Genomic DNA, 23,266 nt, shown 5'->3' on the forward strand with positions numbered 1-23,266 from the left:
TCCTTTGTTGGTTGGCTGTGCGGGGGGTGGGCGCGCGTCGACCTTGTGGGCTGCGGGCCACAGGCTGACGGGACGCTCGGCCGTGATGGTCATACAGGTCTCCAAGGAGGCAGGGTGCCGCCCGCCGCGCAGGCGGGCGGCACAGGACGGATGGGGAAGGGGTCAGGAAGCGGCGCGGCCGCTCTTGGCCGAGGCAGCACGCTTCCGGGGGGCGGCACGCTCACCGGCAGGCGGGGCCTCATCCGCCTTCGGTGCCTGCTCGGGCTCCGGTTCCGGCTTCGGCTTCGCGGCCTTGGTGCGCTTCCTCGGCGCGGGCTTCTCTTCGCCCACGTGCGAGTCTGCGGCGGCGGGCTCGGTGCTCTCCGTCCGCTCGTCGCCGTCCTGGCCGCCCTCCAGCCCCGCGGCGGCCCGCAGGCGCTGGGTGGCGTCCTCGGCGACGCCGGCCACCACTTCGGCGTCGGCCTGCGCCATCTCCTCGTCCACGTACATGCCGGACAGGTCCTGGGGCGCGGCCATCCTGAGCGAACCGGCCTCCCCGCACTTGCGCAGCATGTGAGCGGGCATGTTCCGCCACATCTTCGCTATGACGTACTGCTGTTGCTTGGAGTCCCAGTACGTCGGGGCGAACTCGCCCCAGCGCGCGATGAAAGGGAAGCGGCTGGAGCCCCTGAGCACCGTGACCTTGACGGCAGCCGGGGGGCCGGGCGCCAGCCAGACCTCGTACGCCTTGCCCTCGGCGTCGTAGTAGACGGTGTCCTCGTAGGAAATGCGTTCGCCGGTCCGCTCCGCCGCGCGGTGAGCGATCGTACGGAAACCGTCGATGCCGGTCTGGATGGTCCACTTGACCGGGTGCTCTTCGCGGTCGTCGCCGTAGTTCCTGCGCCCGATCATGTAGATCTGCCGTGCGAAGGGGTCGAGCCCGCTGCGGACGCAGTAGTGGAAGAAGACGGCCAGCTGCGGGCGCGGGGCGAGTTCGAGGCCGGTGTTGATCAGGGCGAGGGCACTCAGTTGCCTGCGGTCGAACTCCTGTTGGTCTGCTCGCAGGACGATCGCGCTGGCCGCGGCGCTCTGCGGTGCGGGTGCCGCCGGTTCTGATGCGGCGCCCTCAGCGGCTTCGGGTGCGTTGGGTTCGTTCACGGGTTTCTCCAAGAATTTCGGTTCAGTCGGTCCGTAGTGCGCGGACCTCGAACGCGGGGGCCCACTCCGGGTGCCGCTCGACGAGCAGGCGGACATACCGGGAGCGGAAGTTGTTGTTGAGGCGGAACTCGTCGCCTTCGGTGGCGGTGACGTAGCGCCAGCGCAGGACCTCAAAGAGCATCCCGATGCCGACGCGGGTGGCGCCGCGGTCGAGGTAGTTGGCGGTCAGGCTCTCCAGGGCTCGCAGGACCCACGGGTTGAGCTGATGGAACGCCTCGAACTGCGCCTGGATCGTCGCTGCCTGACCGTCGGGCTGCCGCACGGTGTGGATCACCAGGCCCGGAATCTCGTCCTGGACGACTGCCATACCCCACCCCCCAATAACCGATTCCAAGAATGTCTCCTATCTTGGCGGTTGGGAGCGAGATGATCAACCCCACTGTCAGCAGGCCCGATTCACACCGGCGCGGTCAGATCGAGTTGACTGCCGCAGCTTCGGCGGCCTCTTCGGCGCGCTGCTCGGCCTGCTCGTTCGCGTTGGCGACGTCCCGCAGCATCCGGACGGCGAGGTTGGAGTCGGGGCTTTCGGCCACGTAGCGCGCGAGCGCCGCTTCGGTCAGGACGGCTTCCTTTGCCTTCATGACGGCGACGACGTCGCCGCCGGGGGTGTAGATGATCTGCACTGCTGCCTCCTTGCACGAGTAAGGGCACCCCCGAAGGGGATGTACCTATATCTTACTCGCACACGAGGTCTAAGTACAGTGTTTCCCCAGTTCAGAGGCCCTTTCGTGCGTGACGTCCGCGCGTCAGCACCACCGAGCCGGGACCGTCGTACGTGCCCTCACGCAAAGCTGCCGCCACCTTTTCGTCCACCTCCCACGAGAGGCTGCGTGCGCTCGCGCGCAGCTCGGGCACGGCCTCGATCACGGTCTCCAGCAGCCACAGCCGCGACCCGGACAGCAACCAGTCCTCTTCTGGGAAGCTGCCCTGCGCTATCCGCGTCGCAAGGGTGCCCTGCGACGGCAGGTGGAACAGCTCGATGATCTCGTGCTGACCGACGATCGCGGGCAGCTCATCCCCAAGATCGGCTTCCCAGCCCGCGCCCTGCTCCGCGATCAGCCGTTCCTTGTACCGGACGTTCAGGAGCTTCGGCCGGGCGGTGGTCTTCCCGAAGCGGCAGGCGAACCCCAGCGGCCAGTAGCGCACTCCCGAGACGACGATAGCGGTCGCCGGGTCCAGGACACCGCGGCTGGGAGCCAGCCACTGCCCCACCATCTGCGGTTCCACCCCGTACAGAGCAGCGAACTCCTGGTGCCCGACTAGATACGGCTTGCGCCCGTACATCGCCCCGTCCTCGCTGTATTGCCTCTCGCGTACCACCGGCAGAGTAGCCGCGCACCGGGCGCCGCGCTCGACGAAGGGCGCTGCTATCGTTGGCGCCGGTCTTCTCCAAGAGGCCCTGAACGGCCCCCGCTCCGGCGGGGGCCGTTCGCCTGCGTCTGCGGATGCTCGCCGCCCACCCCTACGCGGGCGCCGCGCTCTCCTGGGCCGGGCTGCGTGCGCGCGACGAGCTGGGGCCGAGCCGTGCTGCGGTGTCGGCGCGCCTGCCGGGTGAAGCGGATGGCGTGCACGCTCTTGCGTCCATGAAGACCCCCAGGCCGCAGGAAGACACGTGTGGCGCCTCAACGCCAGCTGCCTGGTCGGACAACACCCGGACAAGAACGGGGACTTCGGGTTCAGCCGCGGGCCACGCCGAACAGTGTCAGCGCCACTGCGGTGATGCTGGCGAGGACAGCGATCGTCGGAAGCGGCCACCGTCCTTTCTCCAAGGACGTCACTCTCTCCCCCAGGTCTTTAACCGTCTTGTCGGTCTGATCGGACCGCTGCACCAGCAACGCGAGCTGGCCGTCGATGCGCCAGGCCCACTTCCAGCGCGCTGCGCAGCTCGGCGAGGGCCAGTGCGATCTCTCCCTCCGGCACAGTGCTTCTCCTTCTCTCGTGTCGCAGGTCAGCGGGTGGGCGTGGCTGGGTCGCGCTTGAGCGGCAGCCAGGAGGCGGTGCCCGGACGTCCCAGGACGGTCCCGATAGTGGACTTCAGCGCGGACAGGGCCGCGGGTATCGCGGAGACGGCAGCGGCCTGCAACGCGGACAGCGACACCATGTCGGTGGTGCTGGAGGCGGCCATCAGGCCCAGCACGGACTGAAGGTACGTGGCGATCGTGCGCTCGGCGACGTCAGCAAGGGCCTGCGGCATGGGGTCGTTCTTCTCCTGGTCGGGCTTGTTCGGGGCCGGGTCGGCGGAGTGGGCCTGGTGCGGGACGCGCAGCTTGTTCCAGGTCTCCGGGCCGGGGATGCCGTCCGCGGCATCCCCGTGGTGGCCGCACTTGATCTGGTAGGCGGCGTAACTGCGGCGGTGCGCGTCGTTCCAGACCGGGCCGGGCGGGGTGTCGTAGGAGTCACAGCCCTCGGCGATCAGCCGCCTCGCCATGGCCGCGATCACCGGCGAGGAGCGGCCGTCACGGAAGAAGTCCTTGCCGGGGTAGGCGGCGTACTTCGGTACAGGCTTCGGCTTCTGTTTCGGGTCCGGCTTGGGCTTGCTGGGGGACTTGCTGCCGCCCTTGAGATTGGCGGCGACGCGGGCGCGGAAGTCGTCCATGTCGATGCCGCCGGGGTCCGACTTGGACGGCTTCCACTCCTTGTGGCCAATGACGCTGTGCTCGTTCCACCCGTGGGCACGGCAGATCGCGGCGGCGGCCCGCGCCATCGCGTCCAGCTGCGCCGAGGGCCACGGCTGGCTACCGGTGTTGATGCACTCGAAACCGTAGAAGTGCCGGTTTCCGTCAGTGTCTTCCTCGTTAGCGCGCGGCAGCTCGTTCTTCTCCGCGACGACGGCGAGCAGCACGTCGGTGTCACCCTGGCCGGCGTGGTTGGTACGGCCGTAGCCGACCAGGTGCACCGTGCCGGACCGGTCGATCACCCCGTGGCACAGCGGCCCGGGAAGGGCCTGGTAGCCGACGCGGCACAGCTCCACCATGTCGGCCTCGGAGCTGTAGGGGCCGGTGTGGTGGATCATCACCCCGTTCGCGGGGCCCCAGTTGCCGTGGTTGTTGCGGTTGTGGGTGCGCCATTTGCCGTGCTCGACGACGCCGAGGCCCGCGTGCTTCAGCACGGACAGGAACCTGTCCGCGCTCAACGGTGTTGCCACGCTCGCTTCGCCTTTTCTCCCCTGCGCCGTATGGCAATTCGGCCGGGCCCCTCGGTTGGGGCCGGTCCCTCGGGAGTTGGCTGCGAAGCGTTGGGTGGAGGGTCACCTGGTCGTCATGGTACCCAGCGGCGTCTACAGCAAGCCGCGGTGATCCTGCTGCCCGTGCACGTGGTGCGAGGTGCGCGCATCCATGTGAGCCTGGGAAGAGGCCCCCAGTCCGGGAGATTGCTGTCAACAGCAGGGATTAGACTATGGCGCTTCCGATCAAAGTGGAACGCGAAGTCTCCGCGGTGGACAGGTACGGGAACGTCCACACGGTCCAGATTGGGATCATGCCCACCGGTATGCATCAGGCTGGCGCCCCGGGCGTCTTCTGCGGGCAGCACGGCATCGTCAAACTCGCGTACAGAAACCGCGACAACATCGCGATGGAACACCTCTCCCATGTGCACGGCGCGCCTCGCCGGATCAGGTAACTGCGACGCCGTCAGTGCAGAGGGACGCTGGTGGCAGGCATGGTCCAACGTGCCCCCGCCCACCGACCTGCAGGCCCTCCTCAACGCGGTCGGCACCGGCCAGGCCCTCAACCTCTACTCCCCGGTCTAACAAACCACTGCTATTCCTCGTCGTCGCCGTCGATGCGGCAGGAGACGCTGTCGAGGCTGAGCCAGGTGGCCTTCACGCTGCCTCCGTCCTGCACCCGCAAAATCAAACGGCCCTTCGGGTCGATGTCAAGCTGGAGTGCTCGACGGGCCGCGTCGGAGGCAACCGGGATGGTGCGGGGCACGGCTGGCCAGTAGCCGTCTGGCAACAGGCCGATGACCGTCTCGTCCATCGCCCGGCCGCCCGCTAGTGCAATCCGGCCGCTGAACTCCAGCGTGTCCCATGGGTTGGCGCGCATCTGCGGCGGCTGCGCGGGGTCGGGCACCGAGGTGTCGCCGGTCAGCGGCACATCGCGCCACGGCGGGTACGGCGCGCGCCGCGCCCGCTCCAGGGTGGTCACCCGCCGGTCTAGACGGGCCAGGCGGCGCGCGAGAGCGGCGATCGTGTCCGGCATCTACTCCTCCTCCGCTTCATCCGCTCCGTCGGCGGGCTTCACGCCGCGCTCCAGCTTCAGCGTCACGCGCTCGGGGGTCTCACCTTCACCGGGCCGCACGGTCCAGCCGACGATCCGGTTCCAGCCGTCGTATTCGGTGTGCGGCTCGTGCAGCCGGATGCGTACGTGGTCGCCGATACGCAGCGCCTCGATCGGCGCGGCCGGGTGATCCGTGATCTCCAGCTCGGTGAGCGTCGGCAGGATCTGCCGAGCGAAGCGTTCGCGCCGGGTGCGTTGCTTGAGCTTGGCCTCGTCCTTCTCGCTGGTCTCCAGCTTGTGCTCCAGGCGCAGCCGCTGGTTGCGGACGCCGTCGATGACAACCTTGCGCTTCTTGCCCTCGCCCGCGCCCAGGCCGATGACCCATTGGGCGTACTCGTCGGCGTCCTTGATCACGTGCGGTTCGCCGACGACGTTGGCGCCGGTGGTGAACGTCAGGTCCTCGCGACGCCGCCCGAGCTTGGGGGCACCGAGGATGATGCGCCGCTCGGCGCGGCGCCCGCGCCAGGCGACGGTCTCAGACCACTCCAGGCCGTCATCGATCTCCGCCATCTCGTCCACGATCTCGCCCAGGTTGCGGGCATCCCAGCGCGGGATGTCGTACGGGTCCTTCGCCGTGCCGGTCTTGGCCTTCGACTTGGTGTCGTCCACGACGACCTCGAGGTCGCCGTCCGGCTGCTCCTGGGCGTAGGCCCACGCATCGCGGATCACCTCGCACGGGTCGGCCTCGATGTAAGGGCCGCGTCCGCCGAGATTGCCGTGCAGGTCGTAGCGGCGGTGCAGATAGCTGGTGAACCCGGACGCTTCGATGGGCAGCTTGGGCCCTTCCGGCTCCGCTCGCCAGATGAGCCCGCCCCAGGCGAGCTTGGAGTTCCGCTCGGCCAGGATCACCGCGTTCCCGGCGTCCAGCATGTCGCTGATCGAGCGGGCGAAGGTCGGGGCCAGGGTTCCGCTGAGCGAGCCGGGCCCGGATATCTCCGGCCCGAACTCCACCTCGGTCAACGGCAGGTTCCAGTGCAGGACCTCGCCGGTCGCGGCTCGGGCGACGATGTAGCGGTAGTCCTGCATCACACTGGGCTTTCGGTGAACTCGATGTCGGCGGTCACCGTGGTGCCCCTGGCCACCGACAGGTCACCGTCGCCGTACCTGTCGATCTGGTTGATCTGCACGCCCAGGTGCTGGCGGGTCCCGCGGTAGTCAGGCGGCACAGAGAGGGTGTCGGCCAGTACGACGGTGGCGCGGCGCGTGGTCGTGCCGTCGTCGTCGACGACGGTGGGCTTGGAGCTGCGCTCACCCAGGCGCATGCGCAGTTCGGCATAGATGCTTCCCGCCTCGGCGCGCAGACCCGACAGGGTGACCACGATGGTGGCCCTCGTCGCCCAGGCCGGAACGTCCACGTCCCAGGCCGCGTCCTTGGGCCAGGCGGCCCAGTGGCCGTGCTTACCGGGAATATTCTCCGTGTCCTCGGGGTGCACGGTGCGCAGGGTCCGCTCGGTGCGCGGATTGGCAATCCGCCGCAGGTCAGTGATCATCTCCGCGGTGACCGCGGCGGTGTTACGCGGCAAGGTGATCCGCGCCAGCGGGATGGCGGTCATGCCACGCGGCGCAGGGGTCTGCTCGTTGCCGATGTCCTGGATGAGGTGGAAGTAGCCGATGTCCTGCGTGCGCGGGTCACGCTCGCCCTCGAATTCGGGGTCCTCGATGCGCAGGACGAGCAGGTCCGTGCGGGCGAACGGGCCGGTCGGCGGGATGTCCACCACGGCGTCGCCGATGTTGCTCTGGGTGTAGGCGCCCTGCCAGGGGCTGGCTCCGTGGATGAGGGCCGAGCCGTCGCCGACGCGGACGCCGGGTCCGGGGGCTTCCAGGGGCCGGACTTTCAGGTCACCTGCTTCGGCGATGCCCTGCCGACCGCGCGCCAAATCGCGGATCATCAGCCGCATCGCGCGCGCCGGATGGTTGCCGCCGCGCACCATCATCGGGGGCTGGACAAGGGTCACTGCTACTCCATTCACAAGGCCGTGTACGCCGAGCGCCACGTCACTTCGAGGCGGGCGGTACCGGTGAGGTCATCGGCGCTCCACCCGATCTCCGACTGGCCGCGCGGGATCACGAACTGGTCGACGCGGGACTGCGGGGTCAGGTCGCCTGCGACGTTGAGCGTCCCGTTGCGCAGGGCCCAGCAGGTGCCGGGCCGGGTCTCCATCTCCACCCACTCCCCGGCGCGCAGCGACAGGCCGAGTTCGAGAACGCGGCCCGTGACGGTGTTCCACAGGCGGGGGCGGCTGACCGGGCCGTGGATACGAATGCTGGGCCACGAGGAGACGTTGCCGTGGTTAGTGATCCATCCGGGTCGGTCGTCTGCGGGCTTGTGGTCCGGGCCGTCGCTTGCGCAGCAGGCGGGCGGGCACAGCGCCTCATCCACGGTGCGGTCGCCGGAGGTGTGCTTGGCGGCCTGGTCGAGGCCGAGGGTCAACTTCGACAGGTCATCGGCGTACCAGCGTGGGTCCGTGGCTGCGAACTCGATGTCCAGCGGGATCCACCCATTGATCGCCGTGGTGGTGCTGGTCGCCTCGGCGCGGCGCAGCCGCCCGTACAGGCGGCGTGTGTTGTGGCCGGGCCAGCGTCCCCGCAGGACGGCCCGCCCTTCGGGGCGGGTGCGGGCTTGTGGGGTATCGAGGGCCAGCTCCAGGCGGGCGAGGAGATCCGCGGCTGCGACCGGGTCGCCGGGCGTCTTGATGCCGGCTTCCATGCGGATGGTGCGTGGCCCGTAGAAGTCCTGGCCGGGGAAGGTGCCGTCTCCGGTCGGGTTGTCCGCGTCCTGCGGGCGGGTGGCGGGCGACCCGAGTCCTTCGACGTTCCCCACGGGGATGCGGGTGCCGGTGCCGAGGACGACACCGCCGATCTCGTACTGCCAGGGGGCAAGTTCGATCGGTATGGGTGGCTGCTGTTTCGTTGGTGTGGTCATCAAACCCTCCCGCCCCGTTGGGCGTTGCGCAGGTTGCGCATCATTTCTGTGCCGATCTGCTCGGGAGTCGCGGAGCTGTCGGTGACGGTGACCGGCATGGTGCCGATCAGCGGCTGCTGCTCGCGGACGACGACGACCTGGACGCGTCCGCCCGCGCGGCCGTCGACGACCCGCGTGCGGGCGCGGTCCGATCCGGTGCGCACGTCGAAGGCGCGGACGACGCCGGCCATGGCCTCCGTGCTCTTGGCCCGCTTGAAGGAGCTGGCCAACGCTGGGCTGTAGTCGCGGCTGGCCCGGCCGCGAACGCCGCCGCCTGCGTACCACTCGACCTGGCCGCCGAAGCGGCTGACGACGTCTTCGACAACTGCCTTGCTGCGGTCGCGCTTTGAGGAGCCAAGGGGTACGTATGCCTCCCCTTGAGTCTCGGGCTCACCCCATATGCGCCACGATCCGGCCGGGGCGATCTGCGCGACGTGCTGCTCGCGGCGGCGCGGACGGACCACGCCGTCCCGGACGCCGCCGTCGGCGTAGTAATCGACCACGCCGCCGCGTGACTGGCTGAACCCCTTGAAGTTCGGGTTCTGGATGGAGTTCGGGATGCCGTTGTTGTCGGTGTCCCAGGACGGGCCCTCCACACGGCGGAACAACGTGACGGTCACCGACTTGCCGCGCAGGGCGTCGATCCGCTTCTGAATTGTGTCGGCCGCCTTGCGCGGCCCACCTGTGGGAACGGTGACCTTGACGTTCTTGCTGCCGGGTACCTTGGTGATCCGGAAGCCGAGCGCCTCCAGTTCCTTGCGCGCCTTCGCCGTCGGGGCGCGGACCGTCACGGACTTCGCTCCGGGCGTTGCCCGGATTTTCGCCTGTACCGCCTGAAGGCTCTTGATGGCGGCAGCAGTGGGGGCTGAGACGTGGACGTTCTTCCGGTTCGGGGTTCGACCGAGCTTGTCGATCAGGCCGTCCAGGTTCTTCTTCGCGCCAGCGGTCGGCGCGGTGATTTTGATCTGCCGGGTGCCGGGGACGGTCTTCACGGTGAAGCCGAGGGAGCGCAGCTTCTTCTGCGCGCCGTCGCTGAGGGAGTCGACCTTGATCGTCTTGGCCTTCGGCAGCCGGTGGAACTCCGCCTGCACCGCGATCAGATTCGCCAGCGTGCTGTCCATGCCCTTGGTCTGAAGCAGCAAGGACACCTTGGAAGGCAGCAAGCCGAGGCTGTCCGCGACGCCTTCGGCCTGGGCCTTGGTCAGCCCGTAGCTGCGCGCGGCCCTGATCGCCTCCGCTCGCGCACGGCTCATCTCCCCGCGGGCCTTGGCAAGCGCCGCGGGCAGGGCCTCGCCGTTGCGCTTGGCCAGGTCGAAGGTGGCCACCGAAGCGTCGGCTGCCGCGTCGGACAGGGCGGTGAGCTGGGTGTAGAGCTGCTGCCCGTTGCGTGTGGTCGTGTTGAGGGTCTTGTCCTGGTTGACGAGTTGCTTGCCGCCGTAGCCCTGCTCCTGGTTGACGTTCTTGCCGCCCTCCTTCAGGTCGAGAACCGCGGAGTTGACCTTCGCCTTCGCGGCCTGGAGGGAGATCTGGCCGCCCGACAGCAGGTCGAGGGCGCTCTTGAGAGAGCGCGTGCGGGTGTCGGCGTCGGCGGTCTCGTCGGCCAGACCTCCCACCGCGCTCTTGAGCCGGTCATAGGCCGAGGTGCCGTCACCGGCGCCGCGCGTCGCCTTGGCCAGCTCTTTGGCGTTCTTGACCGACTCGGCCATCTCGCCCTTGACGCTACTGAGGGCGTCCGCGGCGTCCTTGTACCGCTGGCCGACGGGCGAGTAGTCCTGGACGGTCGCCTTGCCGCCCGCCTGGTCCTTCCACACCTTGTGGCTGTCGGCAGTGGCCTGGAGCCTCTTCTGCAGCGCGTCCAGGGATGTGCCCTGGCCAAGGTAGGCGTCGGTCAGGGAGGAGATCGGTACCCCGGCCTCCTCCATGACCTTCGTCAGCTGCCCCTGCGAGACTTTGGTGTCCATCAGGACCTGAGCTGCCTGCCCGCGTACATCGCCGGTGATCTGCCCCTTCGACTCCCGGAGCGCCGAGGTCAGGGAGGAGATGCGGGACTGGTGCTCGGCCGCCGCCTGCGCCGCGCGCTGCTGACGCGCGGCGAGCAGCCCCAGGCCGACCGAGACACCGGCCATGGCGATACCGAAGGGGCCGCCCAGGGCGCCAGAGATACCGGACATGGTCGAGCGCAGGCCCGAACCGGCCGCGCGGGTCACTCCGTTCATCGTCCCCATGAAGGTCACGCCCGCGCCGTTGGCGCTGCGGAACGCGGCGGTCATGTTGCCGAGGAACCCGACCCTGGCCTGCACAGCCGCCCAGGCAGCCCCGTACCTCGACAGCGACGCACCTGCGGTTGCCGCCAGGGTCTGCTGCACTCGCATCTGCTGGTTGAAGTTCGCGAACCCGGTGCGCACGGGGCCGGTGACGGTGTTGGCGAGACTGGTCAGGCCCGGCTGCGCCCTGCGGAACAGCAGCATGGCCAGGGCCGCCGACTGGATGGGCGCGGGCAGCGCGCCGAAGGCGCTGACCAGTCCCCCCACGACATGGCCGACCGGAACCAGCACGGCGGACAGGCCCGATACCGCGTCCATGGCCACGTTCGCGACAGTGGCGATGATGTCGAGCGTGCTGGCCGCCGCGCCGCCGCCCTCGCCCAAACTGGCGAACGCCTTCACGATGGGCTCCGCGCCGTCCGCCGCATTGCGCAGGACCTCACCCAAGGTGCGGGCCGCGTTGATCAGCAGGTTCAGGCCCGTGGCGAGGGTGTGCTCGCCCAGCTCCTTGAGCGGGCCAACGAAACGTCTCGCCTCATCGATGAGCCCGCCCAGACCGGCACTTGTCTTCGCCTTCAGCTCCGGTCCGTACAGGACGGCAAGGTTGCGGCCGTACTCCAGCGCGGTGGTCAGGTACGGCGTCGCCCCGGCCATCCCGCGTGTCAGCAGACGCGTCACCCACTCCAGGCCGGGAGCCATGCCCTCGTACAGCGCGAGCCCGGTCTGCCGTGCCTGGGTGCGCAGCTGGGTCATCGCGCCGGTCAGGCCCTGCCCGCGCGAGGCGGTGATGGTCGCGGCGGCGCCGGTCTGGCGCACGGCAATCGACAAGGCGTCGAAGCTCTCGGTTCCCTGGTGGGCGAGTGCCGCCGCGCCGCTGAGCGCGGGCTTGCCGAACGCCTTGGTGACTCCGGCGGTGAAGTCCTTCTGCGACAGGTTGTGCTCGGCCTTCGATAGGCCGTCGATCACGACCTTCAGACCCTTGAACTTGCCCTGCGCGTCCCAGGCGTCGATCCCCAAGTCCTTCAGGGCGCCCTTCATCTGGGGCGTCGGCGCCGCGAGGTTCGCGAACATGCCCCGCAAGCTCGTTCCGGCCGTCTGCCCGAGGATGCCGCTCTTACCGAGCATGCCGACCGCGGCGGCGGTGTCCTGCAGCGAGACGCCGAGGGCGTTGGCGACCGGCCCGGCGTACCGCATCGAGTAGTAGATGTCGGTGATGGATCCGGAGGCGTTGTTAGCCGTGGCGGCCAGCGTGTCCGAAGCCCGCGAAGCCTGATCAGCACCAAGACCGAATTGGTCCATGATGTCGCCCAAGTACTTCGCCGAAGTTGCGGCGTTGACGTCGGCAGCTGCGGAGAGCTGGAGCGAGGCCCGTACGGCGTCGATGGACTGGTCCGCGCGGAAGCCCGCCTTGCTCAGCTCGACCATGCCCTCGGCCGCGTCGGCCGCCGTCGAGCCCGGAAGCGATAGGTCGTTGCCGAGTTCCTGCGCCACGACGGCGGCGCGCTTCATCTGTCCGGCGGTGGCCGAGGTGACCGCCCGGAACAGGTTCATCTGCTTCTGGTAGCGGTTACCTTCTTCGACCATCTCGCCCGCGCCGAGCAGCAGGCCGCCACCGGCGAGCATGTTGGTGGCGGACATGCCGCGCCTGCCCGCGCCGGCCATGGCGCGTTGCAGCCGGGACATGGAGCGGGCGCCGTCGTCCCCGGCCGCGCGCAGGCTCGCGCGGGCGGCTGCGGCACGGGCGGCGATCCGGTTCAGCTCACCCACGGCCGCGCGGGTGCTGCGGTTCAGCGCCGCGAACTGGCTAGCCAGGCGCGCACCGTTCGCATCCAGGCGGGCCAGGGAACGGTTGGCGGCATCCGTGCGGTCGGCCAGGGTGCGCACCTGGCCGGAGGCAGCGCGAGTTCCCGCGATCAGGTCGCGGACCTCGGCGCGCATCGCCACGGTCAGGGTGAACCCGGCCACCGCCGCAGGCCTCCTTCACATAGTCGTGCTGGTCGGATCAGGTGTGGTCGCGATGCTGGTGGCGGGGCAGGAGCTGGATCTTCACGCCGTAGCCGGACCGGTCAGTGGGGACGTGGTCGCGTTCCTGCTCGATCAGCTCGCAGCCGGGACAGCGCAGGGTGTCGGTGACGTAGGCGTGCGGGTCACCGCCGCGCCCCTGGTCCCACTCCTCCAGGCGGGTGTGGCACTCGGGGCACATCGCGCGCTGCCACTCCGCCCAGGTCAGGGCCTTGGCCCGGTCTAGCGCCGTCCACCGGCCGTCGCCGCCCAGCAGCTGCGAGTGCGGAATCCCATACCGGTCGCACAACTCCAGCTCCGCTCGCAGATCCGGGTCGCGGCTCAGCCTTTTCCCAGCTCGACCCGGCTCTCCTGCTGTACCTGCCAGGCCGCCTCCCACAGGGCGTTGGCGTCGGGAGACGACCAGGTGTTCAGCAGCTCCTCGGCCTCTTCGCGGCTCATGCCATCGAACGACGCGGCCGAGACCAGAGCCGCGGGGAAGGTGTCCGGGTTGAACACGGCCCCTTCCTCGGCCTGCTGCTCGGTCGGCGGGTGCTGGGCGATCAGCTCCTCGAGGACCGGGCGGGGCAGGGCTAGGAAGGTCAGGAAGTCCGAGGCGTCATCCAGCTCTGCGCGGGCTTGCTCGGCCGCTGCCTCTGCCTCGGCGGCACGCTGCTTGGCGGGCTCGTCGTCCGGGGACGCCTCGGCGAAGATCCGGGCGCGCTGAGCGAGCTGCGCGGTTTCCTCGACTCCCTGTCGCAGCTGGTCGTCGTCGCAGATCCGGAGCTTGCTCTGCGGCCGGGCGCGCTGGCGCAGGCGGTTCATCTTGGCCGCCCACGCCCCCTCCGCCGGCGATTCGCGGGGAGGGGACGGGCGCTTGGCCGGTGCGGGGCGCGACACGCTCAGTCCTCGCCGTGCTCGGTGACGGTCGCGGCCGTCTTCGTGGTGCTCACGACGGTGACGTCAACGTGCTCGTCGTCGCGGTCGTGGTCGTCGTCGCAGTCCTCGTCCGGCTTCGGGAGGGTGTGGAACGCCTCCGGCACCACGGCGTCCAGCGACGGCTCGTCGGTGATGGTGAAGTCGACCTTGAACTTGGCGGCTTCGTTGCCAGTGGAGTAGGTCGCGGCGCGGGTGGCGACCTGTACGGGGAAGACGTCCACTGACCGGGAACCCGGGATATCGCCCTTGCGCAGCAGCACGACGAAGCCCTTGGCGCCCTTGGGCAGCTGCTGCTCGATCTCGTCGGAGTGCTGGTCTTCGTAGAAGGTGAGCGAGCTTTTCTCGGCCTTGTCGTTGCCCGGGATCGATGAGTTGAAAGTCGAGCCCATGTCGGGGGTCTCGATCGGGTCGTTCTCCAGCGCCCAGCCTTCGATATCGCTGACGGCGTTGGTCAGGTCGAATCGGTTGGGCTCGCTGATCTCTTTGCGGGTCGGCCACTTCGGGTCAGCGACGGCCTTGAGCCAGTAGATCTTGGAGATGCCGCGCCGGAGAAAACGGGTCTGGGTGGACGGCTTCTTCAGGGACACAGGTCCGCTCCCACTTCTGGGGCAGCGTCCCGTGCCGAGGCCCTGCCCCTTGAATTCCAAAGGGGGTTCGCCTGGCCTGGGGCCTAGCGTCCGCGCGGGCCTCCGCGGTGAGGATCAGAAGAGAAGTTTCTTCACGCAGGGGTCACGGTGATCGTGAACCGCTGCACGTAGGACACGATAGCGCCTGCCGCCGACACCGAGGGCTCTCCTCCGGCGTCGTGATCCAACTCGCGGTCGATGACGCGAGCGTGAGGAACACGCAGATCTTGGGCCCATCCGCCGTCGGTGCGGCCAACGACGCCGTGGCGTACACGGTCGGCGAGCCACTCCACCTGGTCGTTGCGCTCACCGACGGAGGTCACCTGGTACGTCCAGGCCGCATCCGCGTGCCAGTCCGACAGCGGCGGGCCGCTGAACTCGCCGGGCAGCGAGTCGAGGATCGTGTACGGCGCGGTCGCGGGCTCCCACTCGCCGGACTTCCCTCGCACGCGCGGCAGTTCACCGATTCCGCACGGCCGACCAGTCGCCTTCGCGATGAGCGCGGCCAACGCCCGGGTGACGGGCAGGCGTGCGGCAGTCACGGTAGGACTCCCTCGGCCAGGGCTTGGATGAACGCGGGCTGCGTCTGCCGGAAGGCGGGCTCGACGTGCGGGAACGGCGGCTGCCGGTAGTGACGGCCGAGCGAGTCGACACCGACGAACCCGTACTCCAACCTGCGCGCCTGCGGGGCGTCGGAGAACACCTCCCCCGTCACCTGCCCGCCGCCGGTGCTCATCCGCACGTCCCAGGAGGCGCGGTACTGACCGGTGATCACCCGCGGCCCCGGCCGACCGGAAGCGTTGCGCTGGATACGAACGCGCAGCAGCATCGCGTGATGCCGGGTGATCGTACGGGCACGGGCGCGGGCGGCCGGACCCATCCGGGCCAGGGCCGCGGCCAGCGCGATCGGGTCACGGAACGCCGTGGCGTCAGGGTGCGCATTCGGATGCGGATTCGCGGGCGCCATCAGTCGATCACCTGCACCCGCACGATGCGCACCACACTGTAGGTGCCGACGCCCTTGTCCGACACCCGGAAGCGGCGGCCGACGAGTTGCGGGTCACGAGGGCCGCCAGGCCGTACGGACCCGGCGACGCGAATCACGTCGTCGGGCCGCAACTCCGGGGCCTGAACAGGCAGCACCGCCTGGTAGTCGGTCGTCGGCGGCTCCTGCACGACTGCGCCGCCCAGCGGCTTGGTAATCGCCGGACGGCCCAGCGGCATCACCGCGCCGAGCCCATCCCAGATCAGCACCTCGTCCGGTGCCGACGGCACGAGCTTCCCTGTCATCTCATCCAGCACGTCGTCCGCACGGCCGCCGCTGTCGCGCCACGCCTCCAACTTGTCGTCCAGGATGCGGCCGACCACCCGCCGCGCCCCATCCACGTCAAACGCCACGAGCCCACTCCCCAAGCTGGGTGAGCATCGCCTGGGTCAGCGAGTGCGGGCCGGTACCAAGGTCGGGCCTGACCAACGCGGCACGCTCCAGCTCCTCGGCATCGATCGCCGACAAGAAGACCGCGGCCGCCGGGCCGGGATCGGGCATGTCAGCGACAGAGACGCGGGCCAAGCCCTCGAAGGCGGCCTCGGCGTGGTCCTCGGAGTAGAGGACTATCTGCGGCGGCTCTCCCTCTCGGTGGCTGACGGTGTAGCCGCTCAGGGCACCCGGGTCCACCCGCTGCCCGTCGATCTCGATCGCTGCCTTCGCACCGCGAGCGGTGATCTGCACTCGGTGCGGGTTCTCGTCGTTGTTGTGATCCATTCACCCGACGCTAGAACAGTTGTCGGACAGCGTCGGCGCGCAGCGACAAGGGTCGCGTCTCCAGAGTCCCATGTGCGGGAGGCGGCCCTCATTACGCTGTACGTCGAGCGGTGCCAACGGCGGACCCGACGACGGCCATACGCGACACGGGGGTTGGTCACCACAGGTCTAAACTGCCGATCATGACGCGGAGCCCTGTTGAGCTGGTGATCTTCGATTGTGACGGCGTACTGGTGGACAGCGAGCGGATATGCGTCAAAGTGGACGCGATGATCATGGCTGACCTGGGGTGCGTGTTCACCGAGGAGGAGATCATCGAGAAGTTCGTCGGCTCGTCCACCGAGGTCTACACGGCTGCCGTGGAGGAACAGCTTGGACGGCGTCTGGAGAAGGACTGGCTGCAGCAATACGAGCACCTGTATCAGGCGGCCTTCGAAGCGGAACTGACCGCTGTCGATGGCGTCACAGAAGCCCTGAACGGCCTCACCACACCCGTCTGCGTCGCATCAAACACTGACCACGCCGGCATCAGGAGAAACCTAGAGATCGTCGCGCTGAGCGACCACTTCGAAGGGCGTATCTTCAGCGCAGCCGACGTCCCCCGAGGCAAGCCTGCCCCCGACCTCTTCCTGCACGCTGCTCGCTCCATGGGCGTGGAGCCCGGGCAGTGCGCGGTGATCGAGGACAGCGCATACGGAGTTCAGGCGGCCCGTGGCGCCGGCATGCGGGCCTTCGGCTACTGCGGCGGTCTCACACCAGCCTCGCGGCTGGAAGGACCAGGCACCACCCTGTTCGACGATATGCGTGACCTGCCCAAGCTGCTGGCCACCGCTACCCACTGAACTGCCGCAGCGCCTCGCCCGCTACCACTTGGAAGACATGTCCACCATGCAAACCGGCAGGTCCGAGCCCGCGATATTGCCGGAGACCGACCTAACTCGCCGGCAATGGCACCGACTCTGCTTCAGGCTCCGGTGACCTCGATCGCCGCCAGGTTCTTCTTGCCCCTGCGCAGCACCAGCCAGCGTCCGTGCAGCAGCTCGTCGGCCGTGGCCACCGCGTCCTCGGCGGTCACCTTCACGTTGTTCACGTAGGCGCCGCCCTCCTTCACGGTGCGGCGGGCGGCCGACTTGCTCGCCACCAGGCCAACCTCCGCGAACAGATCGGTGACCTGGCCGAGCTCGCTCACCTTGGCGTTCGGCAGCTCGGAGATCGCGGCGGCCAACGTCGCCTCGTCGAGTTCGACGAGCTCACCCTGCCCGAAGAGCGCCTTCGACGCGGCAATCACGGCGGCGCACTGGTCGGCGCCGTGCACCAGCGTGGTCAGCTCCTCGGCGAGCGCACGCTGAGCGGTACGGGCTTGCGGCCGCTCCTCGGTCACCCTCTCCAACTCTTCCAGCTCTTCGCGGGACTTGAAGGAGAGGATGCGCATGTACCGCGAGATGTCCCTGTCGTCCGTGTTCAACCAGAACTGGTAGAACGCGTACGGCGTGGTCATCTCCGGGTCGAGCCAGAGCGTTCCGGTCTCCGTCTTGCCGAACTTGGTGCCGTCCGCCTTCGTCATCAACGGTGTCGCGATTGCGTGTACCTCGGCGTGCGGCTCCACGCGGTGGATCAGATCCAGGCCAGCCGTGAGGTTGCCCCACTGGTCGCTTCCACCGGTCTGGAGCGTGCAGCTGTACCGCCGGTACAGCTGGAGGAAGTCCATGGCCTGCAGCAGCTGGTAGCTGAACTCCGTGTAGCTGATGCCCTGGTCGGATGCCAGGCGCTGGGAGACCGAGTCCTTGGTGAGCATCTTGTTCACGCGGAAGTGCTTGCCGATGTCCCGCAGGAACTCGATCACGGACAGGCCATCGGTCCAGTCCATGTTGTTGACCATGATCGCTGCGTTGTCGCCCTCGAAGGAGAGGTACGGCTCGATCTGTGCGCGCAGCCGGGTCACCCACTGGGCGATGGTCTCCGGGTCGTTCAGGGTGCGCTCGGCGGTCGGCCGGGGGTCGCCGATGTGTCCGGTCGCGCCGCCCACGAGCGCCAGCGGCCGGTGTCCGGCCTGCTGGAGCCGGCGGAGAGTGAGCACCTGCACCAGATGGCCGACGTGCAGGCTGGCCGCGGTTGGGTCGAAGCCGCAGTAGTACGTGACGGGGCCATCTGCGAGAGCCTTGCGCAATGCGTTCAGGTCAGTGGCATGGGCGATCAGCCCGCGCCACTCGAGCTCGTCGACGATGTCCGTCACGGTCTTGTGTCTCCTTGACCCTCGTGTGTCAATGCTGGCGGTGAGTGTAATACTCGAGCTGGTACTTTTGCGTTTGTGCTGGTCAGATGCCGTGCGCTGGAAGGAACATGCGAGATCACTCCGCTCCCGGGAGTGTGCTCATTCACACGGCCCCGAACCATGCGTCGAGTAGTCGGCCGGTTACAGCTTCGCTGTGGTTGCGGTAGTCGCGCACGAGCGCCTTTCCGTTGGCCACGAATCGCTCCCTGAGTGTCGGATCATGATCGATCGCGTCGATGGCCTGAACGAAATCTTGTGCGGCCCGCTTGATGTCGTTCGGAGAAACCACCGGATACAGCACATTGCCCTCGAGCTCGTAGCCGGCGATCGGCGGCGGGGCGACGAAAATCGCGGCGTTCCCGAGCTCAGGCAGGCTGCCTATCTGGTGGGCCACAACGGGCACTCCTGCCTCCATTGCCTCAAGCGTCACTCGCGCGAGACCTTCCGGGCCGAGGGACGGCACCAGCAGAATCCTGGTGCGGTTGTAGATCGTGGTGGGGTCCGGGGCGAAGGGAACCACGTGGACATCTCGTGAGGGCGGCACATACGGCGGCACATCTGGCCAGGTCTCCACGACAAGGTAGGCGTCGCTGGGGCGCTGACGAATGAGCTCGTCCCACACCTGCCGGCCCTTGATGGGGTGGTGGTTGATCAATGTCAGGAACCGGCCCTCCGTGCCCAGGGGGGCCGGGCTGACTCGTCGCTCGGGTAGGAGGTTAGGGAGCACCTGCGCCGGCACGCCGGTCTGGCTGTGGAAGGCGTGGGCGATGGTCTGGCTGACCGCATGCACGCTGGCCTGCCGCATCAGGTTGCAGTAACGCCGGACCTCGTCGGCGGGGTGGTCATGGCTTGTGGGGTAGAGCTGGTCGGTCACGAGCACGGCTACATGCCGGCCGCTCGCAAGGCTTTCGTCGAGCACGGCATGGTGCGCTTCATTGAGGCGGACTGCGCACGAGTTGAGCAGGATCACGTCGGGGTCCAGGTCGTTCAGCAAATCTTGAAGCGCCCGCCGGTACGCGCTCGCTGACCCCGGGGCACCGATGAAGGTTTCGCGGACAGTGCAACCCTGAACGGTTCGAGTTCTGCGTTCGACTCCGGGATTCCCGTGTTGGGCGATACAGGCAAGGTTGGCTGGGTGCCCTCGGGCGGTGACGCGTTGCAGCAGCTCGCGAACTTGCAAGAACAGGCCATTGGTGAAGCCCTCGCGGGTGAAGTCGTCGATACTCACGAAGACGGCACCGGGCATTGCGTTACTCCTTGTGGGCCGCAGCAGCGGCGAAGGCATCGAGCAGCGTCCACAGCCGGGCGGCGATCTCGCTGCCGGCCGAGGGCGGGCCGGTGACGCTGAAGGGACTGGGGGCGAGCATTTTGACGCATGCGATCGCCGAGTACAGGTCGAAAACGCGCCGCCGAATAGGGCCGGCACACAGCGGCGCGGCAACGTGTTCGATGCAGTCCGCCTCCGCTCCACGGGCCAGAAGGCCAGCGCGAGCGACGCCGAGCGGGTAGAGGGCGTCACCGAATCCGACCTCGTCCAGGTCGACGATCGCCGTGACCCTCCCGCTATCCACCAACACGTTCTGGTGGGTGGCGTCGATCAGGTAGGGCAACGGGTCGATGCGATCGAACTCGGGGCCCAGTTCGCGGATGGTCCTGCGGATGTGGTCGATGGCTGGTCTTTGCCGCTGCGAGGGCGTTAGGTGATCGATTGCGCCGGAGAAGTACTCCCAGAGCACCTCCGACCAGCGGGGGTGGCAGCGAAGGTCGCTGTAACTGGCGATACCGCCGTATCCGGGACCGGGTGGAAGGCCGCTCATGCGGTGTTGGATATCGAGCAGGTCGTCGGCAACGGTGCGCTTCTCGGTGGCCGTCAGGTCGGCATAGACGTTGCAGAGATCATCCCCTGGGGCTTGCTCGAGGAGCATGATCGGCCAGGGCAGTACCGTCCCGGTGAGGTCCATGGACAGCACGCGGGGAACGGGCACTCCCACAGAAGCGAGCTGGCGCCGCCAATACGCGAATCCCGCGAAGCACTCGGCCCGGTCGTGTCGTGTGATCCGCGCAATCACGGACTCACCGGAGGCCAACTCCACCGTGAACACGAAGTGACTGCGGCCCATCGGGATTCGGCGCGCGGCCTGGGCCTCTTGGTGCAGGCATCGACTGGCCGCCTGCAGGACTGCTTGCTCTGTCGGAGGCTTCACGGCAGGAGTACCTCTGTTGCCGCGAGCGGGATAACACTCAAGCTGGCGTAGCCCCGAAAGAACGACCAGGTCGTCTCGAAGTCGTCGGTGCTGACGATCAGGCCAGGCACGCCGAGGCAACCCGCGAGGTGGCCCAGGCCGCTGTCGCACCCCACGAAGAGACGGCATGACAGCAGGCGGGCGACCATCTCGGGAAGCTCTGCCCGTACGTAGGTCAGGTCTTGGCCGAGGTAGTCCTGGGTGTCGGGGCCGCCGAGGACCCGCACTTCGCCGTGTGCTGCAACCTGGCTCAGGAGCCGCCGGGCGGAGTGTCGCGGCGGCGGGGTGCTAGAACGCGCATCGAGCTGGCAATACACCACATTCTCTTGGCCACTAGGCGTCGGTTCCTGACGGAGGGGAAGTGGCGGTACTCGGTGGCGGGCTCGCCCCCCGAAGGTGTCGGTGACGGCGTGGTTGAACCGGTCAAGCCATTGGACGCTCCATGAAGATCGGGCGAAGATCGCGTCGCCACTGATCGCTTCGCTGGGCGAAGGAACATAGCTCACCCGCTCGCATGCGAACACCTCGACAACTTCGGCAAGGATGGGCGAACCGGTGACGGCAACTGACGCCACGGCGTTGTCGCGGCAGTAGTGCTCCAGGCCAGTTACGATGCCCAGCGCATCGCCGAGACGATTGTGCCGGGCGAACCACATCACGGATCCCCCGAGGAGCGTCGACGGCGGCGTGTCCACCTCTGACGGAACTCTTGCCGCGTCGACGAGCTGGTCGCTTAGGCAGCGCAGCCCGCGTTGGCCGCAGCGCCAAGTCCGGGGAGCTGCCGCAATGTCTACTGCGGGCTTCTGATGGGCATCGACAAAGCGCACCTCATCGAAGCCGAATTCCTCGATGAGTTCACCGATCGCTGGTGGCCCGCTCACCTCGACTTGGGCTAGTCCATGTATTCGGGCGTAGGAGGCCAGACCAGCCGTCAACTCGACGCAGTCACGGACAGGGAGGTCAGCGGCGGCGAAGCGCGTCGGCAGTTCTTCTCGTCCGCTGATCGATGGTCGGTTCACCGGGCCCCCTCGTACACATCTGTATCCGGATGCATGGCGTCGAACTGTCGCTTGCCCTTGAGTAGGCGCACGACCAGCTCTCTGGCGTGAGAATCGGAGAAGTACGGATTGAGGGAGTACACCCGCAAAGCCACGACCGGCTCGCCAGTCGGTGTGTAGAACGCCGCGGAGGTCTTGCTCACCGCGATCTGTTCGGCGTCCGGCACGCGTTGACGCGATAGCCACGCGAACAGGTCAGACATGTACTGGTTTATCCGCCGCACCGAGCTGGTGTCGCTGAAGTCCTCCTCGGTAGCGGCCGGGTCATCCGGCGGGTAACAACGCACGAACACATCCGGGCCGTACGAATGTCTGTTGATGGCTGTCGCGTCGCGAGCTGCCAAGGCATCAATGTGGCGCCGGAGGGCTTCGGCTGTCTCAAGCGCGTGACCGAGCAGTTGCCGCATGCCCTGCTTGCCTAGGGCCTGCAGGCCAACCCAGGTCGCGACCATGTTCGCCGCTGACCTAGACGTTTCCAGTGTGAAGGTCCCGGGGTTGTAGGCGTCCTTGTCATGAAACAGCGGAGTCATGACTCCGCCGTCGCGGCGTAGCCGCGAGAAGTCTCGCCCGTCTCGCATGACGATCATGCTGGACGTGTACGGCGCGAAACCGGTCTTGTGGAAGTCGGTTCCGAACGAGTCGGCGTGCCGCACCGTTCTCAGGCGCTCCACAAGCCGTGAGAGCTTGGCCACCACAGGCGGGCTGAATCCGAGGGGATTGCGATGCAGGTCGTAATCGATGAAGCAGAGGTAGGCCCACCCGACGACCGTGTCTGCATGCACATGGGGCGTGTAATCCAACCCATATTCGGCGGCCAGCCGATCCCGCATCGTAGCGATCTCGACGAAGTCATCAACAGCCATATTGGAGGTCGTCCCGCCTGCGCCCATGATGCACGCAAGTCGGTGCCCGCGTGCCAGCACGTCGCGACAGGCCGCTTCCATCGACTCCAGGTCTGTGGTCTGGTCGGGCAGCGACGCAGCGGATATGTAGTTTTGGGTACCGATCCCAAGCCACGCGCACGCGGACTTGTGCGAGTAGTGCGCTGGCCAGGAACCGACGACGGCGATCCCAGGCTCGATCCCACGCTCGGCATGGTCGGGCTGCACCTTGGAGATGCCGACATTGATCGCGTATAGGTTGGTTGCAGTGCCGCCGAACGTGAACAGGCCGCCTGCCCGATCCGGGTCGTACCCCGCCAGCCGCGCCAGCGCCCGGGCGCAGGACAGCTCGGCGGAAAGGGTCTCCGCGGCGTCCTCTCCGGTGACGCCGTTTGGCATAAACAACGACACCGCGCACAGCGCCGCCAGGTTGACGAACGACGGTGGCGGAATGATGTTCTTGGCGAACATGTGGTGATGTACCTTGACCGATCCAGCTAGCCACCAACGCAGTTGGCTGAGAACGGTCTCCGAGGCGACAGGGTCCTCCAGCAGGTGTCCGTCACCCACCGGTGAGCGCCCATCCTCCTGGCCCCAGCGCGGATACACGGGCCCCGCACCCTGATGGCTCAGCGCCTCATTGAGGGCGCAGCGGATGAGCTCGACAAGCGCATCAGCGTTGCCCCCGTCGGGGCGCAGGAACAGGCCGTCGCGCCAGTATGCGAAACCATCCCCATCCCCGGAGAAATCAGTCGTCATCGCAGACCCCAGCGTCTTGGAG

23 protein-coding genes and 1 pseudogene are annotated in these 23,266 nt (G+C 68.0%); 2 read left to right on the forward strand and 22 right to left on the reverse strand.

All coding sequences use genetic code 11. The features are described from left to right. Positions 1–162: 162 nt before the first annotated feature. From ABZW18_RS20775 to ABZW18_RS20795, 5 genes and pseudogenes are all read right to left on the reverse strand, one after another. Positions 163–1,137 (reverse strand): recombinase RecT, encoded by a 975-nt coding sequence (locus ABZW18_RS20775; RefSeq protein WP_356189404.1) that lies wholly within the window; start codon positions 1,135–1,137, stop codon positions 163–165. A gap of 22 nt (positions 1,138–1,159) precedes the next feature. Beyond that, complete coding sequence (locus ABZW18_RS20780) at positions 1,160–1,504, reverse strand: hypothetical protein (RefSeq protein ID WP_356189406.1); 345 nt, start codon at positions 1,502–1,504, stop codon at positions 1,160–1,162. 103 nt (positions 1,505–1,607) lie between these two features. Then, on the reverse strand, positions 1,608–1,820 hold the full coding sequence (locus ABZW18_RS20785; protein ID WP_356189408.1) for a hypothetical protein: 213 nt from the start codon (positions 1,818–1,820) through the stop codon (positions 1,608–1,610). A 91-nt stretch (positions 1,821–1,911) separates the two neighbouring features. Further along, entirely contained in the window at positions 1,912–2,481 is a 570-nt protein-coding gene (locus ABZW18_RS20790) for a hypothetical protein (protein WP_356189410.1), read from the reverse strand. Between the two features lie 967 nt (positions 2,482–3,448). After that, a pseudogene (locus ABZW18_RS20795) lies at positions 3,449–4,342 on the reverse strand (peptidoglycan-binding protein); the annotation flags it as partial. Between the two features lie 251 nt (positions 4,343–4,593). On the opposite strand from ABZW18_RS20795, the gene ABZW18_RS20800 reads away from it, so the two are divergent. Continuing rightward, on the forward strand, positions 4,594–4,818 hold the full coding sequence (locus tag ABZW18_RS20800; RefSeq protein WP_356189412.1) for a hypothetical protein: 225 nt from the start codon (positions 4,594–4,596) through the stop codon (positions 4,816–4,818). 140 nt (positions 4,819–4,958) lie between these two features. Here ABZW18_RS20800 and ABZW18_RS20805 read toward each other — a convergent pair whose 3' ends face one another. From ABZW18_RS20805 to ABZW18_RS20860, 12 genes are all read right to left on the reverse strand, one after another. Then, positions 4,959–5,399: a hypothetical protein gene (locus tag ABZW18_RS20805; protein WP_356189414.1), complete on the reverse strand. Its 441-nt coding sequence runs from the start codon at positions 5,397–5,399 to the stop codon at positions 4,959–4,961. Next, positions 5,400–6,503, reverse strand: a complete 1,104-nt coding sequence (locus ABZW18_RS20810; RefSeq protein ID WP_356189416.1) for a hypothetical protein — start codon at positions 6,501–6,503, stop codon at positions 5,400–5,402. Next, positions 6,503–7,432 carry a hypothetical protein gene (locus ABZW18_RS20815; protein WP_356189417.1) on the reverse strand — a complete coding sequence of 310 codons (930 nt, stop codon included), beginning with the start codon at positions 7,430–7,432 and terminating at the stop codon, positions 6,503–6,505. The genes ABZW18_RS20810 and ABZW18_RS20815 overlap by 1 nt, the downstream gene beginning before the upstream one ends. Positions 7,433–7,443: 11 nt before the next feature. Continuing rightward, the gene (locus ABZW18_RS20820) at positions 7,444–8,400 is read right to left on the reverse strand and encodes a hypothetical protein (RefSeq protein ID WP_356189418.1); all 957 of its coding nucleotides are present in this window, start codon (positions 8,398–8,400) and stop codon (positions 7,444–7,446) included. Further along, positions 8,400–12,668, reverse strand: a complete 4,269-nt coding sequence (locus ABZW18_RS20825; RefSeq protein WP_356189420.1) for a phage tail tape measure protein — start codon at positions 12,666–12,668, stop codon at positions 8,400–8,402. Before ABZW18_RS20825 ends, ABZW18_RS20820 begins: the two co-directional genes overlap by 1 nt. A gap of 37 nt (positions 12,669–12,705) precedes the next feature. Further along, the gene (locus ABZW18_RS20830; RefSeq protein ID WP_356189422.1) at positions 12,706–13,014 is read right to left on the reverse strand and encodes a hypothetical protein; all 309 of its coding nucleotides are present in this window, start codon (positions 13,012–13,014) and stop codon (positions 12,706–12,708) included. Positions 13,015–13,046: 32 nt separating this feature from the next. Then, entirely contained in the window at positions 13,047–13,604 is a 558-nt protein-coding gene (locus tag ABZW18_RS20835) for a hypothetical protein (RefSeq protein WP_356189424.1), read from the reverse strand. Between the two features lie 2 nt (positions 13,605–13,606). Continuing rightward, the gene (locus ABZW18_RS20840) at positions 13,607–14,230 is read right to left on the reverse strand and encodes a hypothetical protein (protein WP_356189426.1); all 624 of its coding nucleotides are present in this window, start codon (positions 14,228–14,230) and stop codon (positions 13,607–13,609) included. Between the two features lie 131 nt (positions 14,231–14,361). Further along, positions 14,362–14,811 carry a hypothetical protein gene (locus ABZW18_RS20845; RefSeq protein WP_356189427.1) on the reverse strand — a complete coding sequence of 150 codons (450 nt, stop codon included), beginning with the start codon at positions 14,809–14,811 and terminating at the stop codon, positions 14,362–14,364. Beyond that, a complete protein-coding gene (locus ABZW18_RS20850; protein WP_356189429.1) occupies positions 14,808–15,236 on the reverse strand; it encodes an HK97 gp10 family phage protein in 429 nt (142 codons plus the stop codon). Before ABZW18_RS20850 ends, ABZW18_RS20845 begins: the two co-directional genes overlap by 4 nt. After that, complete coding sequence (locus ABZW18_RS20855; protein ID WP_356189431.1) at positions 15,236–15,667, reverse strand: DUF6093 family protein; 432 nt, start codon at positions 15,665–15,667, stop codon at positions 15,236–15,238. The genes ABZW18_RS20850 and ABZW18_RS20855 overlap by 1 nt, the downstream gene beginning before the upstream one ends. Beyond that, the gene (locus ABZW18_RS20860) at positions 15,657–16,031 is read right to left on the reverse strand and encodes a hypothetical protein (RefSeq protein ID WP_356189433.1); all 375 of its coding nucleotides are present in this window, start codon (positions 16,029–16,031) and stop codon (positions 15,657–15,659) included. The genes ABZW18_RS20855 and ABZW18_RS20860 overlap by 11 nt, the downstream gene beginning before the upstream one ends. A 182-nt stretch (positions 16,032–16,213) precedes the next feature. Between ABZW18_RS20860 and ABZW18_RS20865 the strand changes: the two genes are divergently transcribed. Further along, positions 16,214–16,873 (forward strand): HAD family hydrolase, encoded by a 660-nt coding sequence (locus ABZW18_RS20865; RefSeq protein WP_356189435.1) that lies wholly within the window; start codon positions 16,214–16,216, stop codon positions 16,871–16,873. Between the two features lie 122 nt (positions 16,874–16,995). Here ABZW18_RS20865 and tyrS read toward each other — a convergent pair whose 3' ends face one another. The 5 genes from tyrS to ABZW18_RS20890 form a co-directional block, all read right to left on the reverse strand. Further along, entirely contained in the window at positions 16,996–18,264 is a 1,269-nt protein-coding gene (gene tyrS / locus ABZW18_RS20870; protein WP_356189437.1) for a tyrosine--tRNA ligase, read from the reverse strand. 142 nt (positions 18,265–18,406) lie between these two features. Then, the gene (locus tag ABZW18_RS20875; RefSeq protein WP_356189439.1) at positions 18,407–19,549 is read right to left on the reverse strand and encodes a glycosyltransferase; all 1,143 of its coding nucleotides are present in this window, start codon (positions 19,547–19,549) and stop codon (positions 18,407–18,409) included. Positions 19,550–19,553: 4 nt separating this feature from the next. Beyond that, positions 19,554–20,423, reverse strand: a complete 870-nt coding sequence (locus ABZW18_RS20880; protein WP_356189514.1) for a phosphotransferase — start codon at positions 20,421–20,423, stop codon at positions 19,554–19,556. An 80-nt stretch (positions 20,424–20,503) separates the two neighbouring features. Beyond that, on the reverse strand, positions 20,504–21,565 hold the full coding sequence (locus ABZW18_RS20885) for a glycosyltransferase family 9 protein (protein WP_356189441.1): 1,062 nt from the start codon (positions 21,563–21,565) through the stop codon (positions 20,504–20,506). Next, positions 21,562–23,244: a pyridoxal-dependent decarboxylase gene (locus tag ABZW18_RS20890; protein ID WP_356189443.1), complete on the reverse strand. Its 1,683-nt coding sequence runs from the start codon at positions 23,242–23,244 to the stop codon at positions 21,562–21,564. The genes ABZW18_RS20885 and ABZW18_RS20890 overlap by 4 nt, the downstream gene beginning before the upstream one ends. Between the last annotated feature and the right edge of the window lie 22 nt (positions 23,245–23,266).

The organism is Streptomyces sp. NPDC004647 (assembly GCF_040609575.1).
Taxonomy (GTDB): Bacteria; Actinomycetota; Actinomycetes; order Streptomycetales; family Streptomycetaceae; genus Streptomyces.